A 25,773-nucleotide genomic window follows, 5' to 3' on the forward strand; every position below is an offset into this window, starting at 1 on the left:
CTTGGGATGTACGCCCTATTTGGCTAGTTGCAGTTAATCTGCTGCAAGTTTGCCGTTAATTTGCCTTCAATTTGCTACTTGAAGATCCAAAAGCTTGCTAAAGTACTAGCTAGACAACTCAATTCTGAGTTGGAAATGAGGATTCTGTATGCGTCGAATAACGATCGGATTATTGGTAGGTTTGGTGATCGCCAGTATTGGTCAAACGTATGCCCAGCCGTCGGGTGATGTGATTGATCCAGCGGTTGTGGGCTATCCCCAACGGGTGGTTGCCTTTGGTGATTCGATTACCAGAGCTTTTTTGGCTGATGGCAATGTTGCCGAGATAGGTGATAAGCCCCAATATAGCTGGGCTACTGGCACGAGCCCAGAAGTTAATAGTTTGACTGAGCGGATTCGCACGGCAACGGGCAATGTTACCGCGACCAATGCTGCGGTGAGTGGAGCCAGCATGACTGCCTTGGTCGGCCAAGTCAATGGCGCTGAGCCAGCCAACGCCCAATATGCCACAATCTTGATGGGCGCAAACGATATTTGTCGTTCAAACGAAGGAGCCATGACTAGTGTAACTGATTATCGCACCCAGATCACTAGTGGCTTAAATCAATTAACCACCAATGAACCAGAGGTTCGGGTTTTCGTTGCCAGCGTTCCTGATATCTTTCAAGTTTGGCAGACGTTTAAGGATAATTCGACCGCGCGGTTTATTTGGGGCCAATTTAGCGTTTGTCAATCGATGTTTGCCAACCCTGAATCGACTGCGCCTGCCGATGTAGAGCGTCGCCAACGGGTTCGCCAACGGATTGTCGATTACAACACCCAATTGAGTGAAGTTTGTAGCAATTATTTGCGCTGCCGTTTTGACCAAAACCTGTTGTTTAATTCGCCAATTTCGCCAACCCTGATCACCGCCGATTACTATCATCCTTCAATTGCGGGACAACAAGCTTTAGCAAACAATTTAGCGCAGGCTTCATTTGATTTTACCGATCAGCAAGCGCCTGTTTCGACAGTTGGTTTTACTCAAGCTAATCTTATGTGGCTAGCAACCCTGAGTGCTACCGATAATCGCAGTATGCGCGGCTTGGAGTATCGATTGCCTAGCCAAACAACTTGGACGCGCTATAGCCAACCATTTGAAGTAGCGCCTGAAACAACAATTATCGTGCGAGCAGTTGATATTAATGGTAATACCGAAGGTTCTCGCGCTTGGACGGCCCCAGCCAATAATGAACCCCCAAGCGTGGTGTTTATGCCATTTGTCACGCTTAATCAATAATTACACTGAGTTCCTAGTCGATTGACATAATTTACTCGCCTGGGAATGTCTGTGCATACTTGCGATGGACATTCTCAGGCGAATAGGATTTAGGCTGAGGGCATTCCTAAATCTATACTCCACCAAAATATTGCAAGGCCAAGCGTAGGCGTTCTTCAGTATCGGCGGGAGCATCAGCGGGGAGTGCATTCAGGGCTGCTTGGGCTTCGGTGGTGCTATAACCAAGGCTGGTCAAAATATCGATCAGTTCGGTATTGAGTGCTAGTAGGCCTGGGTTGGTACTGAGTTGCGGGCTAATTGTAGCGACTCCAAATTTGCCTTTGAGTTCGAGCACCAAACGGGCAGCGGTTTTTTTGCCAATGCCTGGTACTTTGGAGAGCATGGTGATATCCTCGCGGGCGATCGCATGTTGCAATTCTTCAGGGGTAGCCGCCGAGAGCAGTGCTAAGGCAACTTTGGGGCCAATTCCGCTCACCCCAAGTAATAGCTCAAACAATGCGCGTTGGGCTGGCGAACTGAAGCCAAACAAGGCCAGCATATCTTCACGCACATGCAAATGGGTATACAACTGGGCGGTATCGCCAATCGCGCCAATCGTTGCTAAAACTGTGCGTGGTACGGCGATGGCCAGACCTACACCATGCACGTCAATTACCACTTGATCTTGACCAATCAACTGCACAACACCCCGTACCGATGCGATCATTCCAGATCTCCCTAGCTAAACTTGCGCCTATTATACAAGGTTGCAGGGAGTCGCGCTCAAAGTGGCTGCCTTGGTTTGACCCAAAGCAGCCACTGATGGGCTAGCGTATAACGGCTGGTAGATAGATTTTGGTTGTTGGGGGAATTTCAGCCGTTGCCGTCGGGGTTGGCGTTTCGCTTGGCATAACGGTTGCCGTCGGGGTTGGGCTGGGAGTAGCCGTTGCCGTCGGGGTTGGACTGGGCGTAATCGTTGCTGTTGGAGTTGGCGTTGGCTCATTGCCTTGATATTCGTATGGCCCCATATCAACGAGTCCTTCGTTGATCCGTGGTAGATAATCGATCGTCAAGGGAATTGCTTCGTTAACGTCGTTATCACCGTCGAGATCAGTTTGATCATTGGGCAGTAAGCTGGCATTAGCAGTATTGCGGGCGGCTGAATTCGCTTGCAACTGCAAATTATCGTCAAGCGTCCCCATGATATTATCAATTCCATTTGCATCAACAAACTGAGGATCAAGGGCGCTATTGCCAGTGCCAATAAAGCCACCTTGGACAATTGAATAACTCACGGTGAGGTTGAGATTATTATTGGAACCGTTGACGGGCGTGGTGCCATTATTCCCCCAAACGATACTGTTATGCAGATTAAGTGTGCCACTAGCGTTGGCAATGGCACTCACTACATTGTGCTGGGAAATATTGCCGACAAATGTGGTTGAGCGTAAGTTAACAACTCCATTTTGTTGGTTTTCAAGCCCGCCACCAGTGCTCAGTGCCCAATTGCCAGCAAAAATACTTTGGTCAACAGTTAAGCTATTGTTGAAATTGAGAATCCCGCTGCCAAATTGGGCTGCATTGCTGATAAAACGACTATTTAATATCGTTAAGTTGCACTGATCAAATAAGCCACCCCCGCCCATATTGTGTGGAAACATTGGGCTTATCGCTTGGCCGCCGCTAATCACAAAGCCATCGAGGACGATTGGCTCAGGCTTTGAAACACAATAAAGCACGTGATAGCTATTGTCGCTGCGGGTTGGATTGCTATCATTGGCTGCTCCAACGTCGTTACCCAGCAAATCGCCACTGAGAATTGTGGGGTTTTGGCTGGGATTACGGGCTTGGCGCGAGGTCTCATCGCCAGCAAAGCCGCCGAAAAGTTGAATGCCATTGGTAAGCGTAAAGGCAGCGGTGCGAGTAGTGCCAGTGGTTGGGCGATAAATTCCCTGCTTGACCCAAATTTCTGTGCCAGTTGTCGAGGTTTGAATGGCTGCTTGAAGATCTTTGGCATTGGCCCAATCGTTGCCAGTTTGGCTACCAGCGCCACCTGGTACAACATAAACTATCCCACCTGCTTGCGAAGGTTGCGGAGCCAAGCCAAAAGTCAAGCCCAAAAGTACGAGCACGCCGAAACTGCGGATTTTCCACCAGTTGTTCATTGGGTTCCCTTTCTCATTCTTTCATGTGCTGCGATCATCAGTTTAACAGTCGGCAATTGCCAAACCGATAACCTCATTATAAAGCTATCAGTCCAGCGGGTTAATCATTCGTTTGATGGATTATCGGTTGGATCGTTGGGTAATGATTGGTTCAATTGGCGGTTGACCACGGCTACGGTTGCGAGAAGCGCTTGGCCTAACCACGGATATAGGCTAATCCAGCGTTTGAGCTGCGGTATAAGTTGCCAAAATTCATCACTGTTTGAGCATTGATGCCATAACTGTTGCAAGGTTGCTAATTCAAATTCGCTGGCTGGGTTGAACTTGATCGAGTTGCTGGTTTGTGATTGTTGAGCTTCGCAGGCCTTCACGACATGTTCAAAGGCATTTGAACGAAACCCTGGTTGTTTGCACATTCTGGCAATTGTGAGTGCCGTTTCAATATCACCACATTGGGCGGCAGTTTCGGCAATTCTTGCAAATGTATGTTCATCCCAATTGCCTTGATCTGCTTCGATTGTACTTCCAGCCTTGAAGAACAGCTCGCGAGCTTGGGCTTGATCGCCCTGGCGAGCCGCAATTTTGGCAATTTCGATGATTGCAAAGGGTATCGCCGTTGGAATACTAATCGTTTGAACGATTGCTGTGGCGGTTGCATAAAGCCCATAAGTTGCCGCAATATTGGCGATATACCTGAGCAGATCGTTTTGTTTATATTGATCATGGATCAATTGATTGATCGTTTGCGCCATTGCATAATCTTGCTTGTCAGCATACGCTTGGCCAATTAAACCACATAGATCGTCAGCAACAGTTTCGTCTGTAATGCTTTCGGCAATCTGCTGAGCCTTAACCAAATCAGCTTGCTGAATCGCCAGTTTTGCTAAATCGCGATTAATATAGAGCATTTTTGTGCTCTGATGTGGATAAACATAGTTAAATAAATAATGGGCAGTCGTTAAATCAGCTTGATCGGTATAGTATTCGATCAAACTTAAATACGCTTCATATTGCGAATTTTTAATTGGAATTTGCTCAATCAATCGTTGAGCTTGAGCTAAATCACCTTGTAGGCTTGCCAACTTTGCTTGTTTGGCAAATAATACAGCTTTCGCACCATCATCATCGATAAGCTCTAGAATTGTCTGAATTGCTGCGGAATGGGCCTGTTCAATCGCAAATTCTCCAATGAATTCCAGACTTCCATTACGGCTTATAGGTTCTTGCAGCGTTTGGGCAATTGCTATGGCTTCGGCCAGATAAGCTTGAGCTTGTTCAAGGTTTATTTGTTGGGCTACATTTGCAGCAAGTTTGGTTAATCCAACAATCCGACACCAATTGTTGGGAATGCTTTGAATAAGCTGCCAAGCAATTGTAAACTCAGCATATTGAATTGCTGTTTCGACAATTTGGCGTAGTTTGGACGATTGATGCTCAGGTTCGCTTAGGCTCTTTGCTGCCTGTGCCATCACGTTAAATATCGTTGTGCGCGGGGTTTTTAATTGGTATTTCAGGCTATGCTCATACAATCGAATTCTTTCTAATGGGTCACGCACCGCTTGAATCCAATCAAGCACCACTTGTTCAGCGCCTAACTCTAGTAAACAACCGACCATTGCGCTGTGATCGGGCGTGCTATCTTCAAGCAAACTAATCCGTAGGAGACTGTAGCGCCAAAGTTGGGGCAAGCTCTGGATCTTTTGTTCAGTTGTTAGCGTTGTTGCGAGAATTCCCACTTGGCCCCAAATAAGCTGATTGATAACGAGGTTGTTGCTATGGTCGAATTGACGTTGAGCCTTAGGATAAACATCTGTATCAAGAATTTGCCAAAGCCTTGACCATTGCTCGCTCTGCCCAAGATGGGTTGCATAGTGGGTTCGGGCGTAGGCAAGTTGGGCTTGTTCGACCACTGATGCTTGGGCTGTCAACTGGTCACTACACCAAGTCGCTACTTGTTGATCTGCCTGTTTTAGAATTGGCGCATCAAAGGACGCTAAAATAGCTGTTCTGATGCTGGGATCTAGCCAAATAAGGGTATGATCAGCTGGTTGCCAGAGCAAATCGTTGATCATTGAAATGACTGAATCAATTGTCTGGGAATCGACGTTAAGCAATGTTTCGAGCATAGTGCGACTGATTGGGCTTTGGCATACTGCTAAAATAGCCAAACAGGTAGTCGTTAATGGGGTTGGCTGTTCAACCTGGTTAATAGCTCCAAGACTCACTTGGGTCGGCTGCGCTTGGTTTGGTAAACGATATTCATTGATTTGCAATTGGTTGATGCCTGAATAGCTTGTATCTGCTGCCATTCCCAACACAAATACAAAACCACTAGGCACAATTGGCAAGAACAATGACCAATCTTCGGCTGATAGATGTTCTAGACCTGCTATATAGATTGTTGCTTCAAAACCCTTTTGGGCCAGCATATACAGGAGCTTCTTGAAGGTTGCGCGAAGTCTATGGTAATCGCTATCAGAATTCCAGTTCATCGGCAGCCCATACTTTAACGTCAATTGAGCGATCAACGTGCGCAGAATTTTGCGTGCTCCGAGCTGATGTATTTGTGGGGCGAGAAAATAATATAAATCTGGATTGTTAGGATCGATTAAATTGGCGATCAGCGTGCCAGCCTCGCTGCCAGTTGACCCGCGCAGCAAGAGATAACCCCCGGTTTCCCTTAATCCTGCTATTTTATCTTGCAGGATAGTTTGCTGAGCAGAACTATGTCTATAACGCGAACGATAGAGATCAAGCCAGTGGCGTTGTTCGATCGAGTAGGCTTCGTCTGCAACGCGGGTCAAAGTATTGAAGATCGAGGGTGAAGTATAGTCCTTGCACAGGTCATTGATATGCTCGTGGTACAAACGCAGGCCATAATCCTGAGCTTGTTTGGCGAGCGCAGCCTCGACCCAGCTGCGTTGGCTTGGTAATAATGCTGGATGCTGTTGCACCTGATCAAGCGTAAGATATTGAGGGTAACTTATAATTGGTTTAAACAAATCGGGGTTGACGATGTGCAGAATGGTTGCGTGGCCGCATGGTGTACCAGCCACAAAAAGTTGCAATGTCATGCCAACTGACATGCGACTAGCTTGTTCTTCAAGGCATAAAAAAATCAATGCCCCGGTGGTTGTCTCGCCTGGAAACAAAAATCCTTGGCCTTCTTTAACAAAATAACAAGACCAATGCTGATTTTGGGCGAAAAAAAGCCGTGAACTACCACTAAAAGGAAAAAGATTAGCAAATCTTTCGCAAAAATCGCTGTGAAGACAGACTTCAACGTCGATCCGATTATAACCATGCATGGTATTTCTCTCAAGGATAAGTGGATGTCGATTCTTCTGCTCAGAAGTTCAATCATCATACCATAACAATGCGTTGATTAATCATACGAGAATGCAAAAAGGCCTCAATCTTCCCTGAATAATGGAAGATTGAGGCCTAGTAATGGGTTATTAGGCGATCCGTTTGGCATTAATTCGGTCGCGTGCGGCGGCGACAATTTCAAATGAACGGATACGCGCCGCTTGATCATAAATATTGGCGCTGACCATAATTTCATCGGCGGCGGTGGCTTTGATAATTTCGCTCAACCGTTGCTCCAAGGTATCGACTGTACCAATCGCGGTGTAGGCTAGCATTGGGCTTTGGGCAAAGGCAAAATCCAGGGCTTGGCGTTTAGCCGGATCATTGGTTGGCGCAGGAATTGGGCGTGGCGTGCCGCGTTGAATATCTAAAAAAGCTTGTTGAATGCTGGTAAATAAATATTGGGCTTCGGCATCAGTTTCGGCTCCAATCACATTAATTGCCACCATAGTATAGGGTTTGGCAAGTTGGGCTGATGGCTGGAAGTGTTGATGATACAGTTGCAGCGCATCAAACAAGTGGGTTGGGGCAAAGTGGGCCGCAAAGGCAAACGGCAAGCCTAATTTAGCCGCCAACTGAGCGCTAAATGTGCTTGAACCAAGCAACCATAACGGTATGTGCAAGCCAGCCCCTGGGATTGCCCGTAAATATTGGCCTGGGCTTGGCTCGGCAAAATAGGCTTGAAGCTCGCGCACATCTTCGGGGAAGCGTTCGGCGCTCGCCATCAGATCGCGGCGCAAGGCCATGGCGGTGCGTCCATCAGTGCCAGGTGCCCGCCCCAAACCTAAGTCGATTCGGCCTGGGTAGAGCGATTCGAGTGTGCCAAATTGTTCGGCAATCACTAAGGGCGAATGATTGGGCAGCATCACCCCACCTGATCCAACTCGAATTCGTTTGGTGCCAGCGGCGACATGGCCAATCACGACAGCAGTAGCCGCACTGGCAACATTGGCCATATTATGATGTTCGGCTAGCCAGAAGCGCTTAAAGTTAAGTTGCTCGGCATGTTGGGCAAGCGCAAGGCTATTCTTAAAGGCTGTGGCAGGGCTGCCGCCCTCGAAAATTGTGGCTAAATCGAGCACCGAAAAGGCGATTTCGCGGGTGGTTTGGCTGTGGGCCGGGCTTGTTTGACCAACCATGGCTTCCATGAATACTCCATCTATTGCTAAAATGCTGGAATTAGTTGGGCCAGCATTATTCTAGTAATATTGTACCCCCAGTCTGGTTGATTAATCTAGTAATTGCTAGATAATTTTTCGATAAAAAATGATTATGCACAGGAGCCGCAAAGCACTATAGCCCAAATTCAGCGGTCAACTCAGCAACATTCTTACAACACAGGCGTACAGCCTCCAGCAATCGCATATTTAGAGAATAAGAGGGTTTATGCGTCACTATGTTTTTCTGGGGATTGGTTTACTGATCTTGGTTGGTTGTGGGCAGACCAAGGCTCCGTTGCGTCCAGTTTCAACCTCGGTTTCTCAAGCGGTAATTATTCAGAATACTCCGCGACCAACCTCAATTCCGCCAGCAGCAACACCTTTGGTTGGCTCAGTTGGTGCTGTATCAAACTTGCGTAGCGAGCCAAACCTGAATGCCGATATTATTACCACAGTTGATGCTCAAGCCGCGATCATTATTGTGGCCCAGCGTAACGATGCTGATCAGCTCTGGTATCGAGTGCGAGTCAATGATTATCACGGTTGGATGCATGCCAGTTTGTTCAATCTATCGGCCCAACAACAAGCACTAATACCTTGGGAACAGGCAATGATCGCGCCATCGCCGATGATTCAGCCGACCAATCGACCATATGCAACTCAGCGGCCAGCAATTAGTCGCCCAAGAGCTACCGCCAAACCGAGCCGTCCATCGCGACCAGCGGCGACGAGTCGGCCAACGCAACCCAAACCGCCAACAACCAGCAAGCCACGGCCACGCCGTTAAGCCCAGTTAATCAAAACTGGACTTAACGTTGCATGCTTCGCCTAATGATTATTTGTTGAAGCGCTGTATATTGCGAGCTTGAGCCTTAGCTTTTTCAGTTTCGCGATCTTTGGCGGGGGTACTCGTTTGTAATGCAGCCAACAACGTTTGGGCATTAGCGGTAATTGCCGTAACTGCCGCTTCAAAGGCTTCGCGATTTGCTGCCGAAGGCTGGTTGAAGCCGCTAATTTTACGCACAAATTGCAGTGCAGCGGCTTCAATTTCGGCCTCGGTTGCTGGTGGCTCAAAGTTAAACAACGGGCGAATATTACGACACATATAGCCTCACTCTGCAGGCTGCTCAATCCGCTGATATTTTAACATCGCCACGCCAGTGCTCATGGTGCGGGTTTCTACGAGTTTGAGGGTTGCGGTTGTGCCTGGGTGGAATAAACGCTGGCCTTCGCCGATCACGACTGGATAGATCAACAGGCGATATTCGTCGATCAAATTGTGTTTAATCAGGCTATCGGCCAAAACCGTGCTGCCATAAATCAACAAATTTTGTTCTTCGCGCAACTGGCGAATTTGCTCAATGACATCGCCCTTCAAAAAAGTCGCATTCCACTCAGGTTGCTCAAGCGTGTTGGTTGCCACATATTTCACCAAGTTATTCATATGCTCAGCACCTTCATCTTTGGATTCGGGCCAAGCTTTAGCAAAACCCTCGTAGGTCACGCGGCCCAAAAGCAGCGCTGTGCATTCAGCCGATTCTTCAGCTTTGAAAGCCGAAATATCATCAGACCAATAGGGCATCGACCAACCTGGATTTTCGACCACACCATCGAGCGAAACAAACATTGCTAATACAATCTTACCCATTCGTACATTCCCTTTACAGTAGTAGAACACATTTGCTATTTTATAAGCCTTACTTCAAAAAGTCAAGCCTGAATTTCAGGTATACTTAATCGAGAATTCTTTTTTTGAAGCAGATTAGCAGTACGTTTATGAATAATCGCAGCTATAACCAATATTGCGGGCTAGCCTATGCCCTTGAACTGCTCGGCGAACGTTGGACGATTCTGCTCATTCGTGAGTTGGTAGCTGGGCCACGCCGCTTTAAAGATTTGCTGAATGGCTTGCCCGGTATTAGCACCAACCTCTTGACTGAACGACTTAAACATCTCGAACAGCATAGTTTGATCGTGCGCCAAGTACTGGCTCCCCCAGCAGGCTCGACCGTCTATGGCCTGACCGATTTGGGTCGTGGACTTGAACCAAGCTTGATCGAGTTTGGCAAATGGGGCAGCCAATTTGTGCCTGCAAGCAGCGAGCATGTGCATATTTTGACGATTGGTTCTTATGCCTTGACCCTCAAAACCTTTTTTCGCCCTGAGTTGGCTCAATTTCGCGCAAGTTATCAATGGCATGTCGATGGCGAATTGCTGAGCATCACAATCGATCATGGTCGATTATATATTCAGCAAGGCCCAAGCCAGCAACCTGATGCGATTATCCACACGACAATTGAGCTTTATTTGCAGCTCTTGCAAGGCGCAATCGGCCCGCAACAAGCCGTTGATCAAGGTTTGCTGCACATCCAAGGGCAGCTGGTTGCGCTTGAACGCTTCCTCGCCTGCTGTGCAATTAACGCTCCAGCTTAAATTTGGATAACTATTAACAAATTTAAGGGCTTGACAAACCTTTAAATTTCATTAATATAATCGGTATCGTTTCCGGAAACGATACCGATTTTTTATCGTTGTTTATTTGCCAGTGATCAGGTCACCGTTCCACAAGTTCGCCCTAGCATAGTGTCGGATAGCTGTTTTCAAGGATGAAACTGGGTTCTATCCACGGAGGAACGAATTGAATGGATACTCATTTTTGGCGTAAATTGGCCGCAGTTGGCTTAGCATGTAGCATTTTGTTTACCTTTATCACGGCGGCTCCTCAAGCGGCGTTTGCCGCTGCCCCGCTTGGCCAAACGATTTGGCTGCGAGCAATTTCAAGCGGGAAATACGTTTCAGCCGATGTCAATCGCGGAGCCAACTCGCCCTTGGTGGCTGATCGTGATGCCGCCAATGGTTGGGAGCAGTTTCAAGTCGTTGATGCTGGCAATGGCTATGTTGGCCTGCGGGCGTTGGCAACTGGCAAGTTTGTTTCAGCCGATCAAAATTTTGCTAACACACCACTCGTTGCCGACCGTAACACGATGAGCGGTTGGGAACAATTTCAATGGGTCGATGTTACGGCTGGTCAAGTCCAATTGCGCTCGATTGGCAATAATAATTTCGTTTCCAGCGATCTTAATCTTGGCACCTACGCACCGTTGGTTGCCAACCGACCAACAGCTTCGGGCTGGGAAACCTTCAATTGGGGCGTGGTCGGCGTAAATCCAACTCCCAATCCAACCACTCCGCCTGGCACAACCCCCGATTTTGGCCCGAATGTATTGATGTTTGATCCCTCAATGTCAACTGCCTCGATCCAAACTCAAATCAACAATGTGTATAGCATTCAGCAAAATAGCCAATTTGGCTCAGCTCGCTATACCTTGATGTTCAAACCTGGCACCTATAACGGCTTGAACATTCCGGTTGGCTTTTATACCCAATTGCTGGGCGTTGGCACGTCGCCCGATAGCGTCAACATCAACGGTAGTGTCTATTCAAATGCCTATCTAGGCAACGATAATGCTACCTGTAATTTCTGGCGCGGTGCTGAAGGCCTTGCGATTACTCCTTCGAATGGCACGATGCAATGGGCAGTCTCGCAGGCTGTGCCATTCCGCCGAATGCACATTCGCGGCAACATGAAGCTCAATCAAAATAATGGTTGGTCGAGCGGCGGCTGGATGTCGGATGTGTTAGTTGATGGCAACGTCAACTCTGGCACCCAGCAACAATGGATTTCGCGCAATACCCAATGGGGCAGCTGGACTGGTTCAAACTGGAATATGGTGTTTGTTGGCGTGACCAACCCACCAGCAGGCAGTTGGCCCAACCCACCATACACCAAAGTTGCTCAAACCCCAATTGTGCGCGAAAAGCCCTTTGTTACTGTCGATGCTGCTGGCAATTGGGGCGTGCGGGTTCCCTCGCTGCGCACCAACAGCACGGGCATCACATGGGCTGGTGGCTCAACGCCAGGCACGACCATCGCCATGAGCCAATTCTTTATCGCCAAACCAAGCGATAGTGCCGCAACAATTAACGCCCAATTGGCCGCAGGCAAACATCTGTTGTTTACGCCTGGGATCTATGCATTAAATGATACGATTCGCGTGAATAACCCCAATACCGTGGTGTTGGGCTTGGGCTTTGCAACCTTGCGCCCAACCACGGGCTTGGCCGCGATGACCGTCGCTGATGTTGATGGCGTGACGATCGCTGGCGTGTTGTTTGATGCTGGCCTGATTAACTCACCAGTTTTGTTGGAAGTTGGACCAAATGGCAGTAATGCTAGCCATGCTGCTAACCCAATTGTGCTGCACGACGTGATTTTCCGCGTTGGTGGAGCTGCTGCTGGCAAAGCCTCAACCAGCTTCCGAATCAATAGCCACGACACGATTGTTGACCATACTTGGGTTTGGCGGGCCGACCACGGCGACGGCGTGGCCTGGAATAGCAATACAGGTGCAAATGGCGTGATTGTCAACGGCAATAATGTGACGATCTACGGCCTATTTGTCGAGCACTACCAACAATATCAGGTGCTTTGGCAGGGCAATGGTGGCCGCGTCTACTTCTATCAATCGGAAATTCCCTACGACCCGCCAACTCAAGATAGCTGGCGTAGTGCAGCGGGAGTCAACGGTTGGGCCTCATACAAAGTTGCCGATAATGTGACCAGCCACGAAGCTTGGGGTTTGGGCATTTACAGCGTTTTCACCAACCCTAACATCTGGCTAACTCGGGCGATCGAAGCGCCAAACAACCCCAATGTACGCTTTCACAACATGATTTCAGTGGCAATTGGAGCCAATGGTGGTATTAGCAACGTGATTAATAATACTGGTGGCTCGACCCAACCCAATGTCACCTACACGCCGAAAGTAACCAATTACCCTAATTAATCTGGGTTGGTTAAATTCAGCGGATTCAAAAGCGCGATCTTGCAACCAGCGATGGCTCCAAGATCGCGCTTCAGTGAATTGTTTAGGCTGCGCTGGGCGCAAATTTGCCAGCCTGCGGCGAGTTGGATGCTTGATTGCTCGTTTGGCTCCGGTTGATCAACGCATCGGCGGCATTAATTTGGCTTTCGTCGCCGATCAAGCCTAGCAAATCGCCGGGCGCAAGGGTTAATTGCGATTCAGGGTTGCTAATCAATTGCTGATCGCGAATGACTGCGATCACGGAAGCGCCGGTTTGGGCACGGAAGTTGAGGGCTGCCAAACTTTGGCCGATCATCGTGCTGCTGGCGGCAATGCCGCGCCAAGCAATCTCAAAGCCGCGCACACTTTGAATCAATTGCTCAAGAATGAGATGCTCGGTCGGCGTAATGTTCGTATGGTATTGATCACGCCGAACTGCATCGGTATAGCCTTGAACTTGAGTTGCAGCATAGCCCAAGCGCAACAAGGTATGCCGAATAATTTCCAAACCACCCTCTAATTCTGGATGAATCACATCTTGTGCGCCCAAATCGGCGAGCCGTTGTACCCCTGAATTGGTTGCAGCCCGCGCAATAATCGGCAAATTTGGCGCGAGATCACGCGCTGCTGCCACGACCAATTCACTAGCCGCCTCGTTAGGCAAGGTTACTACCAAGGCTTTGGCTTGCTCAAGTTTGGCGTGGGTGAGCACATCGGAGTTGGCAGCATCGCCGATCAACGTTGGAATATTCTTGGTCATAAAATCGTCGGCGCGATGATTGTCGGCTTCGACCACCAAAAAAGGAATTTGCAGCCGATTTAAGACCGTGCCAATGTGCTCGCCAACCCGCCCATAGCCGACGACAACGACATGTTCGGTCTGAGGCAATGTGGTTGGTTGCGGCTCAGTTGTGGCGTGGCGCTCAAAACGTGCCCATAATGTTGGATAACGCTTGAGCCATGTTTCGACATGCGGAATCGACCAAAACATCACTGGGTTGAGCATAATCGAGAACATTGCCCCCGCCAACACCAACGAATATTGATCTTGGGTCAACACGCCCAAACCAACGCCAGCCTGCCCAACGATAAACGAGAATTCACCAATTTGGCTGAGGCCAGCAGCTACCACAATCATCGTGCGGCCAGTTGAAGGTAGAATCAAGCCCAAAAAGAGCGTGAAAATAGCCTTGCCAACCACGATCAACGCGGTTAAGGCCACGACTTGGCCGATGTGATCCCACAGGTATTGCGGGTTAACCAACATGCCCACCGAAACAAAGAAGATCACCGCAAAGATTTCACGAAAGGGCAAGACTTCATCGCCCACTTGATGGCTAATTTCCGATTCGCCCAACACTACGCCAGCCAAGAATGCGCCTAGTGCTAACGAAACACCGAAGGCGGCGGTTGCGGCAAAGGCTGTGCCGAGCGCTACGGCCACGGCTGCCAAAATAAACAGTTCGCGTGAGCGTGAATGGGCAATCGAGGTCAGTAGCCATGGCAAGAAACGCCCGCCAACGAACAGAATAATCAATACAAAGGCAGCAGTTTTGAGTAGGGCCAAGCCGCCAGTTACTAAGGGATTACCGCCCTCGCTGCCGAACAAGGCTGGTAACAAGACCAAAATCAGCACGGTGGCTAAATCTTCGAGCACCAACCAGCCAACTGCGGTTTGACCAGCAGGTGTATTGAGTTGGCCTGCATCCATCAATCCGCGCAGCAACACCACCGTACTCGCAATTGAAATCGCTAAGCCGACGACCAACCCTGCGGCGGTTGTCCAACCCCACAAACGAGTTAGGCCGAAGCCCAAGCCAGTCGCCAAGAGCATTTGCAGGGCTGCGCCTGGAATCGCCACTTTGCGCACCGACCATAGATCCTTGAGCGAGAAGTGTAAACCAACCCCAAACATGAGGAAGATTACGCCAATTTCTGCAAGCTGGCTAATATCGCCAATATCGCCGACGAAGCCAGGCGTAAATGGCCCGATCAGCATTCCCGCTAAAAGATAGCCGACAATTGTGGGTAGGCCTAAGCGGCGAGCCAGCAAACCGCCAGCGAAAGCCACGACCAACGCGACCGAAATATTGGTGATCAACGATATATCATGGGGCATCGGCACCTCCTGAATGAGTTGTTGTGGTTAAGAATGTTAGAATAGGCGCTAATTTGACCAAGGTTCCGCCATCGCTGGCGGTGCGTAATTGGCAGCCCTGTTGCTCAAGCTGTTGCCGCAGTTGAACTGGGTCGAGCTGGAAAAAACATGCCGCCTCAATCAGATCAACCTTGCCATTCCAAACGACCAAGCGTTGTGGCCGCCAGATCGGTACAGCTCGTCGCTGAATCAGATCGCCCAAAATCAGCGTAACAACCGCGAACGGCGCTACTTGGCTAACGATGTTTGGTAGTTGATAGGGTGGTAGGGTTGGTTCGCAAATGCTAATCGCAATTGCAAGCAGGAGCGGGTAAAGAAACAGATGGCGTGGGCGTTTGAGCGGTAGCAAGACAATTAACAAGCCAAGGCTAATCAACTGAATTGCAATCCCAACGTAGCTCCAACGCGGGGCAAGCTCAGCAAACAGCAGGAGCATAGTTAAGCCAGTACTCATCATAAAACACCAGCGGAGCACTCGATCGAGCAAAACCAATGGTGGCGATAACGAATATCTAGGCATCAACACCTCCATAAAGCACACGAGCTGCCTCCAAAGCCGAAGCTGCTGGCGAGACGGGTGCTGCTTGATGAATGAGTATCTAGCACTATAATAAGGAGCTTTATGGGCGTTGTCAAGTTCAATCTGCTTGAAAATATTTTTTTGTTATTATAGTTTTATGCCGAAAAATAAAGCCTATATTTATAGAAATCATCAAGTAGCTTGAAGAATAAGGATAATTATGCAGCGGCATCATATTGATCGACTGGTCGAAGATTTATTCACACTTGCGCCCCAACTGCATCGTTTGGTTGATCTTGAGGTGCGGCGGCAGCTCGATGGGGCTACCAGCGCCGCCCAATTGCGGATGTTGAACGAGCTTCAGCATGGCCCACAATCGCTGAGTAGTTTGGCGCGTCAACAGCATGTTAGCCCGCAAGCGATCAGCGAACTGCTGCCAGCGCTGGTTGAGCGCGGTTGGATCGAGCGCATTCCGCACCCGCAAGATCGGCGACAACAGCTTTTACAATTAACCAACGCAGGCTTGGATGCAGTTCGTCAAGCCCAAACCCAAGCCCACAAACAGCTGACTGCCCATATTGCCGGCCTGAGTGAGCTTGAGTTGAGCATCGTCGCGGCGGCTTTGCCTGCCTTGCAGCGCTTGCTCGATTTGGCTAAACGCGCCGATGAGGGATGAGGGATGAAAACTTTCGTGCAATTCGTGTAATTCGTGGCTAAAAATAACATGGATCAAGAACTGATTGACAATCGATATACTTAATTCTATACTCATAGCAAAATGAATGAATGTTCATTCATTTTTATAGGAACCTGTATGGCAACCCAAAACCCTGAAGCATCGCTTAACCAACGCCGTCGAAGCCAAATTCTTGATGCTGCTGCCCAGGTGTTTGCTCAGCAAGGTTTTCATCAAACCACGATTCGCCAAGTTGCCAAGGCCGCGGGCATCGCCGATGGCACAATTTATCTCTATTTTGCCAGCAAACACGAGTTACTATTAGGGATTTTGGAGCGTTTAAACGACCGCGAACAACGAGAAATTGATTTCACCCAAGCACTTGATAGTCGGCCCAGTGGTTTTATTGCCAGCTATTTCGAAGAACGGGTGGGACGACTGATGGAGCAAATGACTGATTTACAGGCAGCTCTGCCAGCGGTGCTGAGCGATGTAAGTCTGCGCGAGCGTTATTTTCGCGAAATTTTTGGCCCAACCTTTGAGCTTGCCAATCCAGTTGTGCAGTTATGGATTGATCAGGGGATTTTGCGGCCAGCCCAAGCTGAATTATTGACCCGCTCGTTGTCAAGCAGCATCCTTGGTTTGGTGCTCTTGCGCATGCTGGGTGATGAGGTTGCTATCAATCAATGGCCTGAATTAGCCCGTACCACCATCAATTTGGTGTTGTATGGCATTCTCCGGGAGCCACCGCATGAGTAGTTTATCGCGTGAAACCAAGCCCACTCAACCAGTCTTAAATTTGACTGATCGTCGGTTCAAGGCTGATCCGTTTCGTATTTATGCTCAGTTACGCCGTGATAATCCCGTTGCTAAAGCCAAACTTGGCTCGATGCCGACGTGGATTGTTACCCGCTACGATGATGTCGTTGATATTTTGAAAAATGATCGCGCTTTTGTCAAAAACTATAAAAACGCCCAATCGTTGGAGCAACAACGCAAACGCCCATGGATGCCCGAATCGTTTCGAGCACTCGAAAGCAATATGCTCGATCAAGATAACCCTGACCATCTGCGCTTACGTTCATTGGTCCACAAAGCTTTTACCCCTCAGCGCATGGAAGAAATGCGACCACGCATTCAATCGATTGCTGAATCATTATTAATCAGCACCCAACAACGTGGTCGCGGCGATTTAATTGCCGATTTTGCCCTACCCTTGCCCTTGACTGTGATTGTCGAATTGCTCGGCATCCCAACTGAGGATCGCCAAAAATTTCATCGTTGGGCCAAATATGTACTGAACAGCCCAACCATGCTGAATGTGATGTTGGCAATTCCCGCGAGTATGGCTCAGATGAAGTATCTCAAACAACTTTTTGCCAAGCGTCGCAGCAACCCCCAAGACGATTTGCTAACGGCGTTGGTGCAAGCTGAGGCCGATGGTAATCGTTTCAGTGAAGCTGAATTAGTAGCCATGGTCTTTTTGCTGATGCTCGCAGGCCACGAAACCACGGTCAATCTGATTTCATCGGGAACTCTAGCCTTATTGCAACATCCTGAGCAGTTGGCCTTGTTGCGACGTTCGCCAGAGTTGATCAAATCGGCAGTTGAGGAATTGGTGCGGTTTACTGCGCCAGTTGAAACCGCGACCGAGCGCTATGCTGCTGAAGATGTGATTATTGCCGACACCAAGATTGCCAAAGGCGAAATGGTTTTGGTCGCGCTGGCCTCAGCCAACCGTGATGAACGTCAATTTACTAACCCTGATCAACTCGACATAACCCGCGAAAAGAATCGCCATGTTGGTTTTGGTTTGGGCATTCACTATTGCTTAGGTGCGCCTTTAGCCCGCATGGAAGCCCAAATTGGCCTGCAATTATTGACTGATCTGCGCCCAAACTTGCGCCTTGCCGTGCCCGCCGAGCAGTTGCGTTGGCGCTCGACCGCAGTGGTGCGCGGCTTAACTGCCCTGCCCGTGGAATGGTAAATAGCGCTTGAAGCTTGCTATAATGAGCCATTGACTTGGTTATGAGGTGAGCGATGCAAGCGATCGATCGTGATGTGCTGATTGTGGGCGCTGGTTTGTCGGGCATTAGTGCAGCTTATTATCTGCAAAGCCGCTGCCCACACAAACGCTATACGATTCTCGAAGGCCGCAAGGCGATTGGTGGTACATGGGATCTGTTTCGCTATCCCGGCATTCGCTCGGATTCGGATATGTACACGCTGGGCTATGCTTTTCGCCCGTGGCATAGCTCGCAGGCAATCGCCGATGGCGCATCAATTTTGCAGTATATTCGCGAAACTGCCCAAATCTATGGCATCGATCAACAAATTTGCTTTGAGCATATGGTTCGCCGGATCAGTTGGTCATCGGAGCAAGCACGCTGGACGGTTGAAGTTGAGCGCTTGGCTGAGGGTGACTGGGTGCAATATCGCTGTAATTTTTTATATATGTGCGGCGGTTATTACGATTATGCCCAAGGCTACACCCCTGAATGGCCGAGCTTGCGCCAATTTCAAGGGCGGGTTGTGCATCCCCAAGCTTGGCCGCAACATCTTGATTATCGCGATCAACGGGTGGTGGTGATTGGTAGCGGTGCGACGGCCATTACCTTGGTTCCGGCCATGGCCGAGCAAGCGCAGCATGTGACGATGTTGCAACGTTCGCCAACGTATGTGGTGGCCCAACCTGCCAGTGATGCTCGTGCCGAGCAGTTGCGGCGTTGGTTGCCTGCCAAATTGGCCTTTCAAGTGATCCGCTGGCGAGCAATTATCCAAGGCATTATCTATTATCTGTTGATGCGAACGCTGCCCAAAGTTGCCAAACGCGCCTTGGTGAACATGGCTCAGCAAGAACTTGGCGCTAGCTATGATGCCAACATCCACTTTAGCCCAAGCTATAACCCGTGGGATCAACGACTTTGTTTAGCGCCCGATGGCGATTTTTTTAAGGCGCTCAAATCGGGCCAAGCCAGCGTTATAACTGACCAAATTGCCCATTTCACCGCCACAGGTATTCAACTGCAATCGGGCCAGCATGTGGCAGCTGATCTGATTGTCACAGCAACTGGCTTGAATTTGCGCTTGCTCAGCGGAATTGAAATTGTGGTTGATGGCCGTAAGATTGAATTGGGCACAAGCTTGAATTACAAAGGTATGATGCTCAGCGATGTGCCCAATTTGGCCTTGGCTTTTGGCTATACCAACGCTTCTTGGACGCTCAAATGCGAATTAACCTCGATGTATGTTTGTCGTTTATTGAATTATATGGATCGCCATGGCTACACCAGTTGTATGCCCAAGAATTTTAACCCCACTATGGCGACTGAGCCGGCGCTTAGTTTCACCTCAAGCTATGTTCAACGGGTGCTCAAACATTTGCCGCGCCAAGGCCGCCAACGCCCATGGCGGCTCTACCAAAACTACCTACTTGATTTGTTGATGTTGCGGCTTGGCTCGCTCGATGATGGCAATATGGAGTTTTTTCGCGCTTGGCCCAGCCAACGTCAGATTGAATAACCTTAATCGTTGGTTTGCAGGGCTGTGCGATAGGCTGCCAGTGTGCGTTCACGGGCGAAACTATGTTCAACCAGCGGCGCAGGATAATCGCGCCCAATCACACAGCCAACATGTTCTTGCAAGGCTGGTGGCATCGTCCATGGCTCATGAATATAGCGATTGGGCACGTTAGCCAATTCGGGCACAAATCGCCGAATATACTGGCCGTTTGGGTCGTGCTTTTTGCTCTGGGCAATTGGATTGAAAATGCGAAAATAGGGTTGGGCGGATGGTCCACTTGAACCTGCTGCCCACTGCCAACCACCATTATTGGCGGTCGGGTCGCCATCGCAGAGCTGCTGCATAAAATAGCGCTCACCCCAACGCCAATCAATCAGTAAATCTTTGATCAAAAATGAGGCGCTGATCATGCGCACTCGATTATGCATCCACGCCATTTGGTTGAGTTGGCGCTGGCCTGCATCAACAATTGGATAACCGGTTTGGCCTTGTTGCCACGCCGCAAATTCAGCGGGATCATTGCGCCATTCAATCTGATCGTAGCGTGGATCGAGCGAGCCGTTGAGCATATGCGGGTTGTGGTAGATCAATTGGGTGTAGTAATCGCGCCAAGCTAATTCTTTGATCCAGGTATCGACTCCTTGGCGCTGTTCAGCGGTTAATGGCTCGGTCAGCAGATCGACAGCCTGTTTCAAACATTGGCGAATCGAAATCGTGCCCATGCGCAAATCAACCGAAATTTGCGAGGTTCCGGCCTCGGCAGGTACTTCGCGGGCTTCGGCATACTTGAGCACCGAAAGCTTCCGCCGACGGTCAAAAAACTGCGCCAAGCGTTGCTGGGCAATTGGTTCGCCAACCTGTGGAATCGTTTGCTGCAAATCGAAGCCCAAATCAGCAACGGTTGGAATTGGCAAACTCGCCAAATCGCTTGGCGGCGCTACAAGTTTACTTGGGGCAGGCACAAGTTGCTCAGCTTGGTGATAGGCTAATTCACTCCAGCGCTTGACATATGATCCATAGACCAAATAGGGCTTTTGCTCGGTTTTGGTTTTTAGCCCCTCTGGCTCAACTAAAACGCTATCGTGAAACGAATGGGCTTGCAAGCCTTGTTCGCGCAACCAGTGCTTAACTGCGCTATCACGCTTGATCGCATAAGGCAAATAATCGCGATTCCAATATACGCCGCTGGCGTGGGTTTCGCTCACGAGGCGTTGCAATTCGGCTAGCGGCTGGCCATGGCGCACAATCAAACGACTGCCTCGCTGCTGCAAATCGTGATCGAGCGCTTCGAGCATGGCAAGAGTTACGGCGGTCAGGGCTGCTCCAACATAGCCATCGTGCAGAATCGCATCATCCAAAATAAAGACTGGAATAACCGCCCCAGCACTGGCTTCGGCAGCGGCATACAAGGCGCGATGATCGGTTAATCGTAAGTCGCGGCGGAACCAACAAATCACAGGCATAAAAAAACTCCCCAGTTGTACGCAGCATACTACGTACAACTGGGGCAATGGATGGTTTAATTTTTGATTGCGACAGGCAGATAAACGCTATAGTTCTCAGGGGTTGGCGTAACGCTCGCCGTTGGCGTAACACTGACAGTTGGGCTAGCTGTTGGGGTCGCCGTTGCGGTTTGAGTTGGGGTATTGGTTGGCGTGCGAGTGGGGGTATTGGTTGGCGTGTTAGTCGGGGTAACTGGGGTTGGCGTGATGTTAACCCCGTTGATCGTAAAGTTGGCGTTAGAAATATCAAAGAAGATATTGTTAGCACAGCGCACTTTGATCCGCGCCGCAGCAGCATTCACATTTGGCGCAACCACCGTTTCATCGCCATCGTTGGGTGTGTTGCTGAGCAAGGTTTCAAAGCTCGTGCCGCCATCTTTTGAGAGCAAAATATCAACATTGGCACAGCTAATTGGCGCAGCGGTGGTATTGGCCACATTCCACGTGACCGACTCGTTCGCGCCACCTGTCCAAGCAATCGCCGTATTGGGTGCAGTTACCAAGAATGGTCCAGCAGTGTTGTTGACGGTCAGCACTGCCGTATCCAAGCCATAACCACCAGCTCCAGCGTGGTTATCACGCACGGTCAAGCGGAAGGTCAGGTTACGGTTAGTAGTTGGCAACGATTCGCCAATCGTCGTGGTATTGTTCAAAATATCGCTCAGTTTTGGCAAGGTACGCACATTGCTGGCGGTTGAATTGAAGCTACGGAAGATGGGGCGATTGCCATTATCGGTGTTCGGTGGTGAGGCCGCTCCCAAATCGTATTGTTCCCAATCGTAGGTTAGGCCGTTATCTTCAGTATCGTTAGCACTGGCAGTCAATTCGAATGGCGTATTGGCTGGGATAGTGTAATCGCTGCCTGCATTGGCCACCGGTGGGGTATTGCCAGTGGATTGAGTTGTGCCACAGGTTGCGCCGCCGCCAGTCGTGATGAAGGCTGAAATTTCTTCTAAGCTCTTGACGTGGAAGTCGAAGTCGCTGTTTGGTTGCAAGTTTTCCGAGCCACAAATCCCGGCATAGGCCATAATGGTTGTGCCACTACCTGGCTCGTAAGCAGCGCTACTGGAGCGATTACTGCCGCCACAACTGCCAGTTGTGCCGTTGAAGGTGTGAAGACCACCAAATTGGTGACCGATTTCGTGCGCGACATAATCGACATCGAAGGCATCGCCGACTGGTGAGCCTGAGCCAGTTACCCCACGTGCTTTGCTGCCTGATGAACAGACTGATTGTAAGGTAGCAACCCCACCACCGCCAGTGCTGAATACGTGGCCAATATCATAGTTGGCCCCGCCAATCACATTGGTCAAGTTGGTTTGGTTTTGGCCAAGCATCGTGCCACCACTGTTGTTGGTGTAGGGGTCGGTGCTGCCATTGGTATAGACGATCAGATCATTGTTGGCGATTAATTGCATACGTACTGAAAGATCTCGTTCGTAGATCCCGTTAACCCGATTCATGCTGGTGACGATTGCCGCCATCGCGCCGTTGACCGTGCCACCGTGGAAGGTGGTGTATTCGCCAGTTGCGGCCATGGCCAAGCGATAGGTGCGCAAGGTTTCGCCAATCGAGTAGCGTTCAGGAATGATCGATGATGGGTTCCCCAATGGATTTGGCTCATAATCGTTGCCAGTGCGTTCGGCCAATTTGCTGGGGTCGGCCACAAAATTGCGAGCATCGTACACAATATAGTTAGCCGTATCATTGCGGCTATAGGGATCGATAAAGATCCGACCTGATTCGCTCAAGATCATGCCATGAAAGCCGCGTGGCGTAATATCAAGCCGAGCGCTGGTTGACGGCTGATCGACTGATTGGGCCAAGAAGGTGCGAATTTCGGGAAACTTGGCGGCTAATTCAGGGGCCATAATTGGTGATTCGACAACGCGAAATTTGCCAAATTGGCCATCTGGTAGCGGTAAATCTAACATGAAGCCAGATTTTTGTACCTTGGTTTGGGTTTCTTGCGGCACTTGACGTAAGTGTTGTTGTAATAAATCAAGATCCAAGGCGACCGTGCGATACACTACTGGAATGATTTCGCGTGAGCCTTTTTGTTGAATGTCCTGTTGATCAACATTCTGCCAAAGCCCATCCGATGAGCTGACGCTGGGGCTGACCATGGCGGTTGCAGTGATTACACTGAGCAGCGCAATGATCATAACTGCAACGATGATCATCCATGAACGACCAAGACGCATAGGTATTCCTTTCCACAAAACAGCATGGCCCATTATACAATTAATTAATAGGTGTTAAAGCAAGCTGAGCCAAGATGCTGTTAAACAATAAAACCACCCACAACGGATGGTTTCAGGAGTTTATTTAATGATTGTTAGGCTGGTTTTGCTGTTGCCATTCAGCATATGAAGTTGGGTTTTGGTTAGGTTTGCGGCTCGTGATCGCTGCAAGTTGTTTAACCTGAGCGATTTCAGTTTCAATATCTTTAGAAATTGGCTGCTCATTACGCAATCGTTGGCGTTGTTCTGCTTCAAGCAGTTCTATGTAACGCTTTCTATACAAGCTGGCTGTGTTTTCTGATCTTGGATCTTGAGGATTTTTACGCGCTTGGTGCAATGCTTGTTGGTAGCGTTGTTTTGACTGCTGTTTAGCCTCATCCTTTTTTGATAGATAGGCTAATTGACTTGCGATGATCAGGCCAATAATTGCCAGCATGATGCCTAAAAAAGCTGTCTCCATAAACATTCTCCCATATTGTTTGGATTTGCTACGGTAGTGTTGGCTCAAGGTTACAAGTTATACTGCGTCAAAGGCTGGATGATATGAAATTGTACCATCTAAATCTACTAATGTCCTATCAACTAATTCCATCGCCATAAAAACTTGACATCGACGGGATAATGGCAGCGTAAGTGCCAGTTGGCAGCAGGCTGAAAGCCAAACCGTTGATAATACTCTGGCCCGCCCAAGACAACCAAGGCCTGAATTGCTGCCTGACGACAAACCTCAAGCCCAGCCTTGACCAAAGCCGCGCCAATACCTGTGCGTTGGTGGCTTGGTAACACCGCTAATGGCCCCAAACCCCAAATCTTGATGTAGCTTGGCGCTTGATCATATTGTACAGGGCTAAACAGAATATGCCCAACAAGCTGGCCATCAAGCTCAGCTACTAACGAGATTGTGGTAGTTGCTTGACGTAATGCAATAACTAAATCGGCCTCGCCATCACGCCCAAAGGCTGCTTGATTGATTTTCGTAATGGCGGCCAAATCGGCGCTGGTTTCAGGTCGAATCTGCATCTTTCGGCTCCTAAAATGCCAAGAGCTACCATTTTGCAGGTAGCTCTCGGTAGATATTGATAAAATTTACAGGCCAGCTTCAGCGCGAAGCAATTCGGCTTTGTCGGTGCGTTCCCATGGCAAATCGATGTCAGCACGGCCAAAGTGACCGTAGGCAGCGGTTTGGCGATAGATTGGGCGGCGCAGATCAAGATCACGGATGATCGCACCTGGGCGCAAATCAAAGTGTTTGTTGATCAGTTCCAACAATTTTTCGTCGCTGACTTTGGCGGTACCAAAGGTTTCAAACGAGATTGAAAGCGGCTTTGAAACGCCGATTGCATAGCTGACTTGCAATTCAAAGCGTTCTGCCAAGCCAGCAGCCACGATGTTTTTGGCAACGTAGCGAGCAGCATAGGCAGCTGAGCGGTCAACCTTGGTTGAATCTTTGCCTGAGAAAGCGCCGCCACCGTGGCGAGCAACCCCGCCGTAGGTGTCAACGATGATTTTGCGGCCAGTCAAACCTGAATCGCCCATTGGGCCACCAGTGACAAAGCGCCCAGTTGGGTTGATGAAAATCTTGGTGTTTTCGTCAAGCATGCCTTCAGGAATTACAGGCTTGATCACTAATTCGATCACATCCTTGTGAATCCGCTCGTTATCGACGTTGGGATCGTGCTGGGTTGAGATCAACACGGTATCGACGCGCACAGGCTTGCCGTGGCTATATTCGACGGTTACTTGGCTCTTGCCGTCGGGGCGTAAGTAGCCAACTTCGCCAGTTTTGCGCACTTTGGCCAAGCGGCGGGTCAATTGGTGCGCCAATGAAATCGTCAAAGGCATAAATTCATCGGTTTCGTTACAAGCGAACCCAAACACCATACCTTGATCACCAGCGCCAACTTTTTCGATTTCAGCTTCGCGGCTAGCTTGATCATCGCGCACTTCCAAAGCCACGTCAACGCCTTGAGCGATGTCGGGCGATTGACCGTGCAAGGCGACGATAATCCCACAGGTTTCGGCATCGAAGCCAAACTTACCACGGGTGTAGCCGATATCGCTGACGACTTTGCGCACAATATCTTGGACTTCGACGTAGCCCTTGGTGGTAACTTCACCGAGAACGACGATCAAACCCGTGGTGGTAGCGGTTTCGCAAGCCACCCGCGACATTGGGTCTTGGGCCAACAATTCATCCAAGATCGCATCAGAAACTTGGTCACAAATTTTATCGGGGTGTCCTTCAGTCACCGATTCTGAGGTGAAGAAGAACTGTGGAGCACGCATAAATGTTGTTGCATCCATTGAGTTTTATCTCCTAGCAGCAATATGTGCA

The 25,773-nt window shown here is 49.4% G+C and carries 21 protein-coding genes; 8 read left to right on the forward strand and 13 right to left on the reverse strand.

Translation table 11 applies throughout. The features are described from left to right. Positions 1-148: 148 nt before the first annotated feature. Positions 149-1,279 (forward strand): SGNH/GDSL hydrolase family protein, encoded by a 1,131-nt coding sequence (locus LCH85_00210; protein MCA0350390.1) that lies wholly within the window; start codon positions 149-151, stop codon positions 1,277-1,279. Between the two features lie 112 nt (positions 1,280-1,391). On the opposite strand, the gene ruvA is transcribed toward LCH85_00210, so the two are convergent. From ruvA to LCH85_00230, 4 genes are all read right to left on the reverse strand, one after another. After that, positions 1,392-1,985, reverse strand: a complete 594-nt coding sequence (gene ruvA / locus LCH85_00215; protein ID MCA0350391.1) for a Holliday junction branch migration protein RuvA — start codon at positions 1,983-1,985, stop codon at positions 1,392-1,394. Between the two features lie 100 nt (positions 1,986-2,085). Next, positions 2,086-3,423: a hypothetical protein gene (locus LCH85_00220; protein ID MCA0350392.1), complete on the reverse strand. Its 1,338-nt coding sequence runs from the start codon at positions 3,421-3,423 to the stop codon at positions 2,086-2,088. Positions 3,424-3,527: 104 nt separating this feature from the next. After that, a complete protein-coding gene (locus LCH85_00225) occupies positions 3,528-6,731 on the reverse strand; it encodes a hypothetical protein (protein ID MCA0350393.1) in 3,204 nt (1,067 codons plus the stop codon). 150 nt (positions 6,732-6,881) lie between these two features. Continuing rightward, positions 6,882-7,940, reverse strand: a complete 1,059-nt coding sequence (locus LCH85_00230; GenBank protein MCA0350394.1) for an LLM class flavin-dependent oxidoreductase — start codon at positions 7,938-7,940, stop codon at positions 6,882-6,884. A gap of 238 nt (positions 7,941-8,178) precedes the next feature. Here LCH85_00230 and LCH85_00235 point away from each other — a divergent pair, with 238 nt between their 5' ends. Continuing rightward, positions 8,179-8,739: an SH3 domain-containing protein gene (locus LCH85_00235; GenBank protein ID MCA0350395.1), complete on the forward strand. Its 561-nt coding sequence runs from the start codon at positions 8,179-8,181 to the stop codon at positions 8,737-8,739. Between the two features lie 48 nt (positions 8,740-8,787). On the opposite strand, the gene LCH85_00240 is transcribed toward LCH85_00235, so the two are convergent. Both LCH85_00240 and LCH85_00245 read right to left on the reverse strand, forming a co-directional pair. Next, entirely contained in the window at positions 8,788-9,057 is a 270-nt protein-coding gene (locus LCH85_00240; protein MCA0350396.1) for a DUF2277 domain-containing protein, read from the reverse strand. A gap of 6 nt (positions 9,058-9,063) precedes the next feature. Continuing rightward, on the reverse strand, positions 9,064-9,600 hold the full coding sequence (locus LCH85_00245) for a dihydrofolate reductase family protein (protein ID MCA0350397.1): 537 nt from the start codon (positions 9,598-9,600) through the stop codon (positions 9,064-9,066). A gap of 128 nt (positions 9,601-9,728) precedes the next feature. Between LCH85_00245 and LCH85_00250 the strand changes: the two genes are divergently transcribed. Beyond that, on the forward strand, positions 9,729-10,385 hold the full coding sequence (locus LCH85_00250) for a winged helix-turn-helix transcriptional regulator (protein ID MCA0350398.1): 657 nt from the start codon (positions 9,729-9,731) through the stop codon (positions 10,383-10,385). A gap of 209 nt (positions 10,386-10,594) precedes the next feature. After that, on the forward strand, positions 10,595-12,799 hold the full coding sequence (locus LCH85_00255) for a coagulation factor 5/8 type domain-containing protein (protein ID MCA0350399.1): 2,205 nt from the start codon (positions 10,595-10,597) through the stop codon (positions 12,797-12,799). Between the two features lie 82 nt (positions 12,800-12,881). On the opposite strand, the gene LCH85_00260 is transcribed toward LCH85_00255, so the two are convergent. Together LCH85_00260 and LCH85_00265 are read right to left on the reverse strand one after the other, a co-directional pair. Next, positions 12,882-14,936, reverse strand: coding sequence for a cation:proton antiporter (locus tag LCH85_00260; protein ID MCA0350400.1), 2,055 nt, complete (start codon positions 14,934-14,936; stop codon positions 12,882-12,884). Further along, positions 14,926-15,495 carry a hypothetical protein gene (locus LCH85_00265; GenBank protein ID MCA0350401.1) on the reverse strand — a complete coding sequence of 190 codons (570 nt, stop codon included), beginning with the start codon at positions 15,493-15,495 and terminating at the stop codon, positions 14,926-14,928. The genes LCH85_00260 and LCH85_00265 overlap by 11 nt, the downstream gene beginning before the upstream one ends. Positions 15,496-15,715: 220 nt before the next feature. Between LCH85_00265 and LCH85_00270 the strand changes: the two genes are divergently transcribed. The 4 genes from LCH85_00270 (at position 15,716) to LCH85_00285 (ending at position 19,693) form a co-directional block, all read left to right on the forward strand. Then, a complete protein-coding gene (locus LCH85_00270; protein ID MCA0350402.1) occupies positions 15,716-16,171 on the forward strand; it encodes a MarR family transcriptional regulator in 456 nt (151 codons plus the stop codon). Positions 16,172-16,309: 138 nt separating this feature from the next. Beyond that, positions 16,310-16,930, forward strand: a complete 621-nt coding sequence (locus LCH85_00275; GenBank protein ID MCA0350403.1) for a TetR/AcrR family transcriptional regulator — start codon at positions 16,310-16,312, stop codon at positions 16,928-16,930. Further along, on the forward strand, positions 16,923-18,158 hold the full coding sequence (locus LCH85_00280; GenBank protein ID MCA0350404.1) for a cytochrome P450: 1,236 nt from the start codon (positions 16,923-16,925) through the stop codon (positions 18,156-18,158). The genes LCH85_00275 and LCH85_00280 overlap by 8 nt, the downstream gene beginning before the upstream one ends. Before the next feature lie 53 nt (positions 18,159-18,211). After that, on the forward strand, positions 18,212-19,693 hold the full coding sequence (locus tag LCH85_00285; GenBank protein ID MCA0350405.1) for an NAD(P)/FAD-dependent oxidoreductase: 1,482 nt from the start codon (positions 18,212-18,214) through the stop codon (positions 19,691-19,693). Between the two features lie 2 nt (positions 19,694-19,695). Here the strand turns inward: LCH85_00285 and LCH85_00290 are convergent, their stop codons facing one another. From LCH85_00290 to metK, 5 genes are all read right to left on the reverse strand, one after another. Then, positions 19,696-21,156, reverse strand: a complete 1,461-nt coding sequence (locus LCH85_00290; protein ID MCA0350406.1) for a DNA photolyase family protein — start codon at positions 21,154-21,156, stop codon at positions 19,696-19,698. Between the two features lie 56 nt (positions 21,157-21,212). Next, complete coding sequence (locus tag LCH85_00295; GenBank protein MCA0350407.1) at positions 21,213-23,399, reverse strand: M12 family metallo-peptidase; 2,187 nt, start codon at positions 23,397-23,399, stop codon at positions 21,213-21,215. A 124-nt stretch (positions 23,400-23,523) separates the two neighbouring features. Then, the gene (locus LCH85_00300; GenBank protein ID MCA0350408.1) at positions 23,524-23,898 is read right to left on the reverse strand and encodes a hypothetical protein; all 375 of its coding nucleotides are present in this window, start codon (positions 23,896-23,898) and stop codon (positions 23,524-23,526) included. Positions 23,899-24,020: 122 nt separating this feature from the next. Next, the gene (locus LCH85_00305) at positions 24,021-24,458 is read right to left on the reverse strand and encodes an N-acetyltransferase (protein ID MCA0350409.1); all 438 of its coding nucleotides are present in this window, start codon (positions 24,456-24,458) and stop codon (positions 24,021-24,023) included. Between the two features lie 66 nt (positions 24,459-24,524). Beyond that, positions 24,525-25,742: a methionine adenosyltransferase gene (gene metK, locus LCH85_00310; GenBank protein ID MCA0350410.1), complete on the reverse strand. Its 1,218-nt coding sequence runs from the start codon at positions 25,740-25,742 to the stop codon at positions 24,525-24,527. Between the last annotated feature and the right edge of the window lie 31 nt (positions 25,743-25,773).

The organism is Chloroflexota bacterium (assembly GCA_020161265.1).
Lineage (GTDB): Bacteria > Chloroflexota > Chloroflexia > Chloroflexales > Herpetosiphonaceae > Herpetosiphon.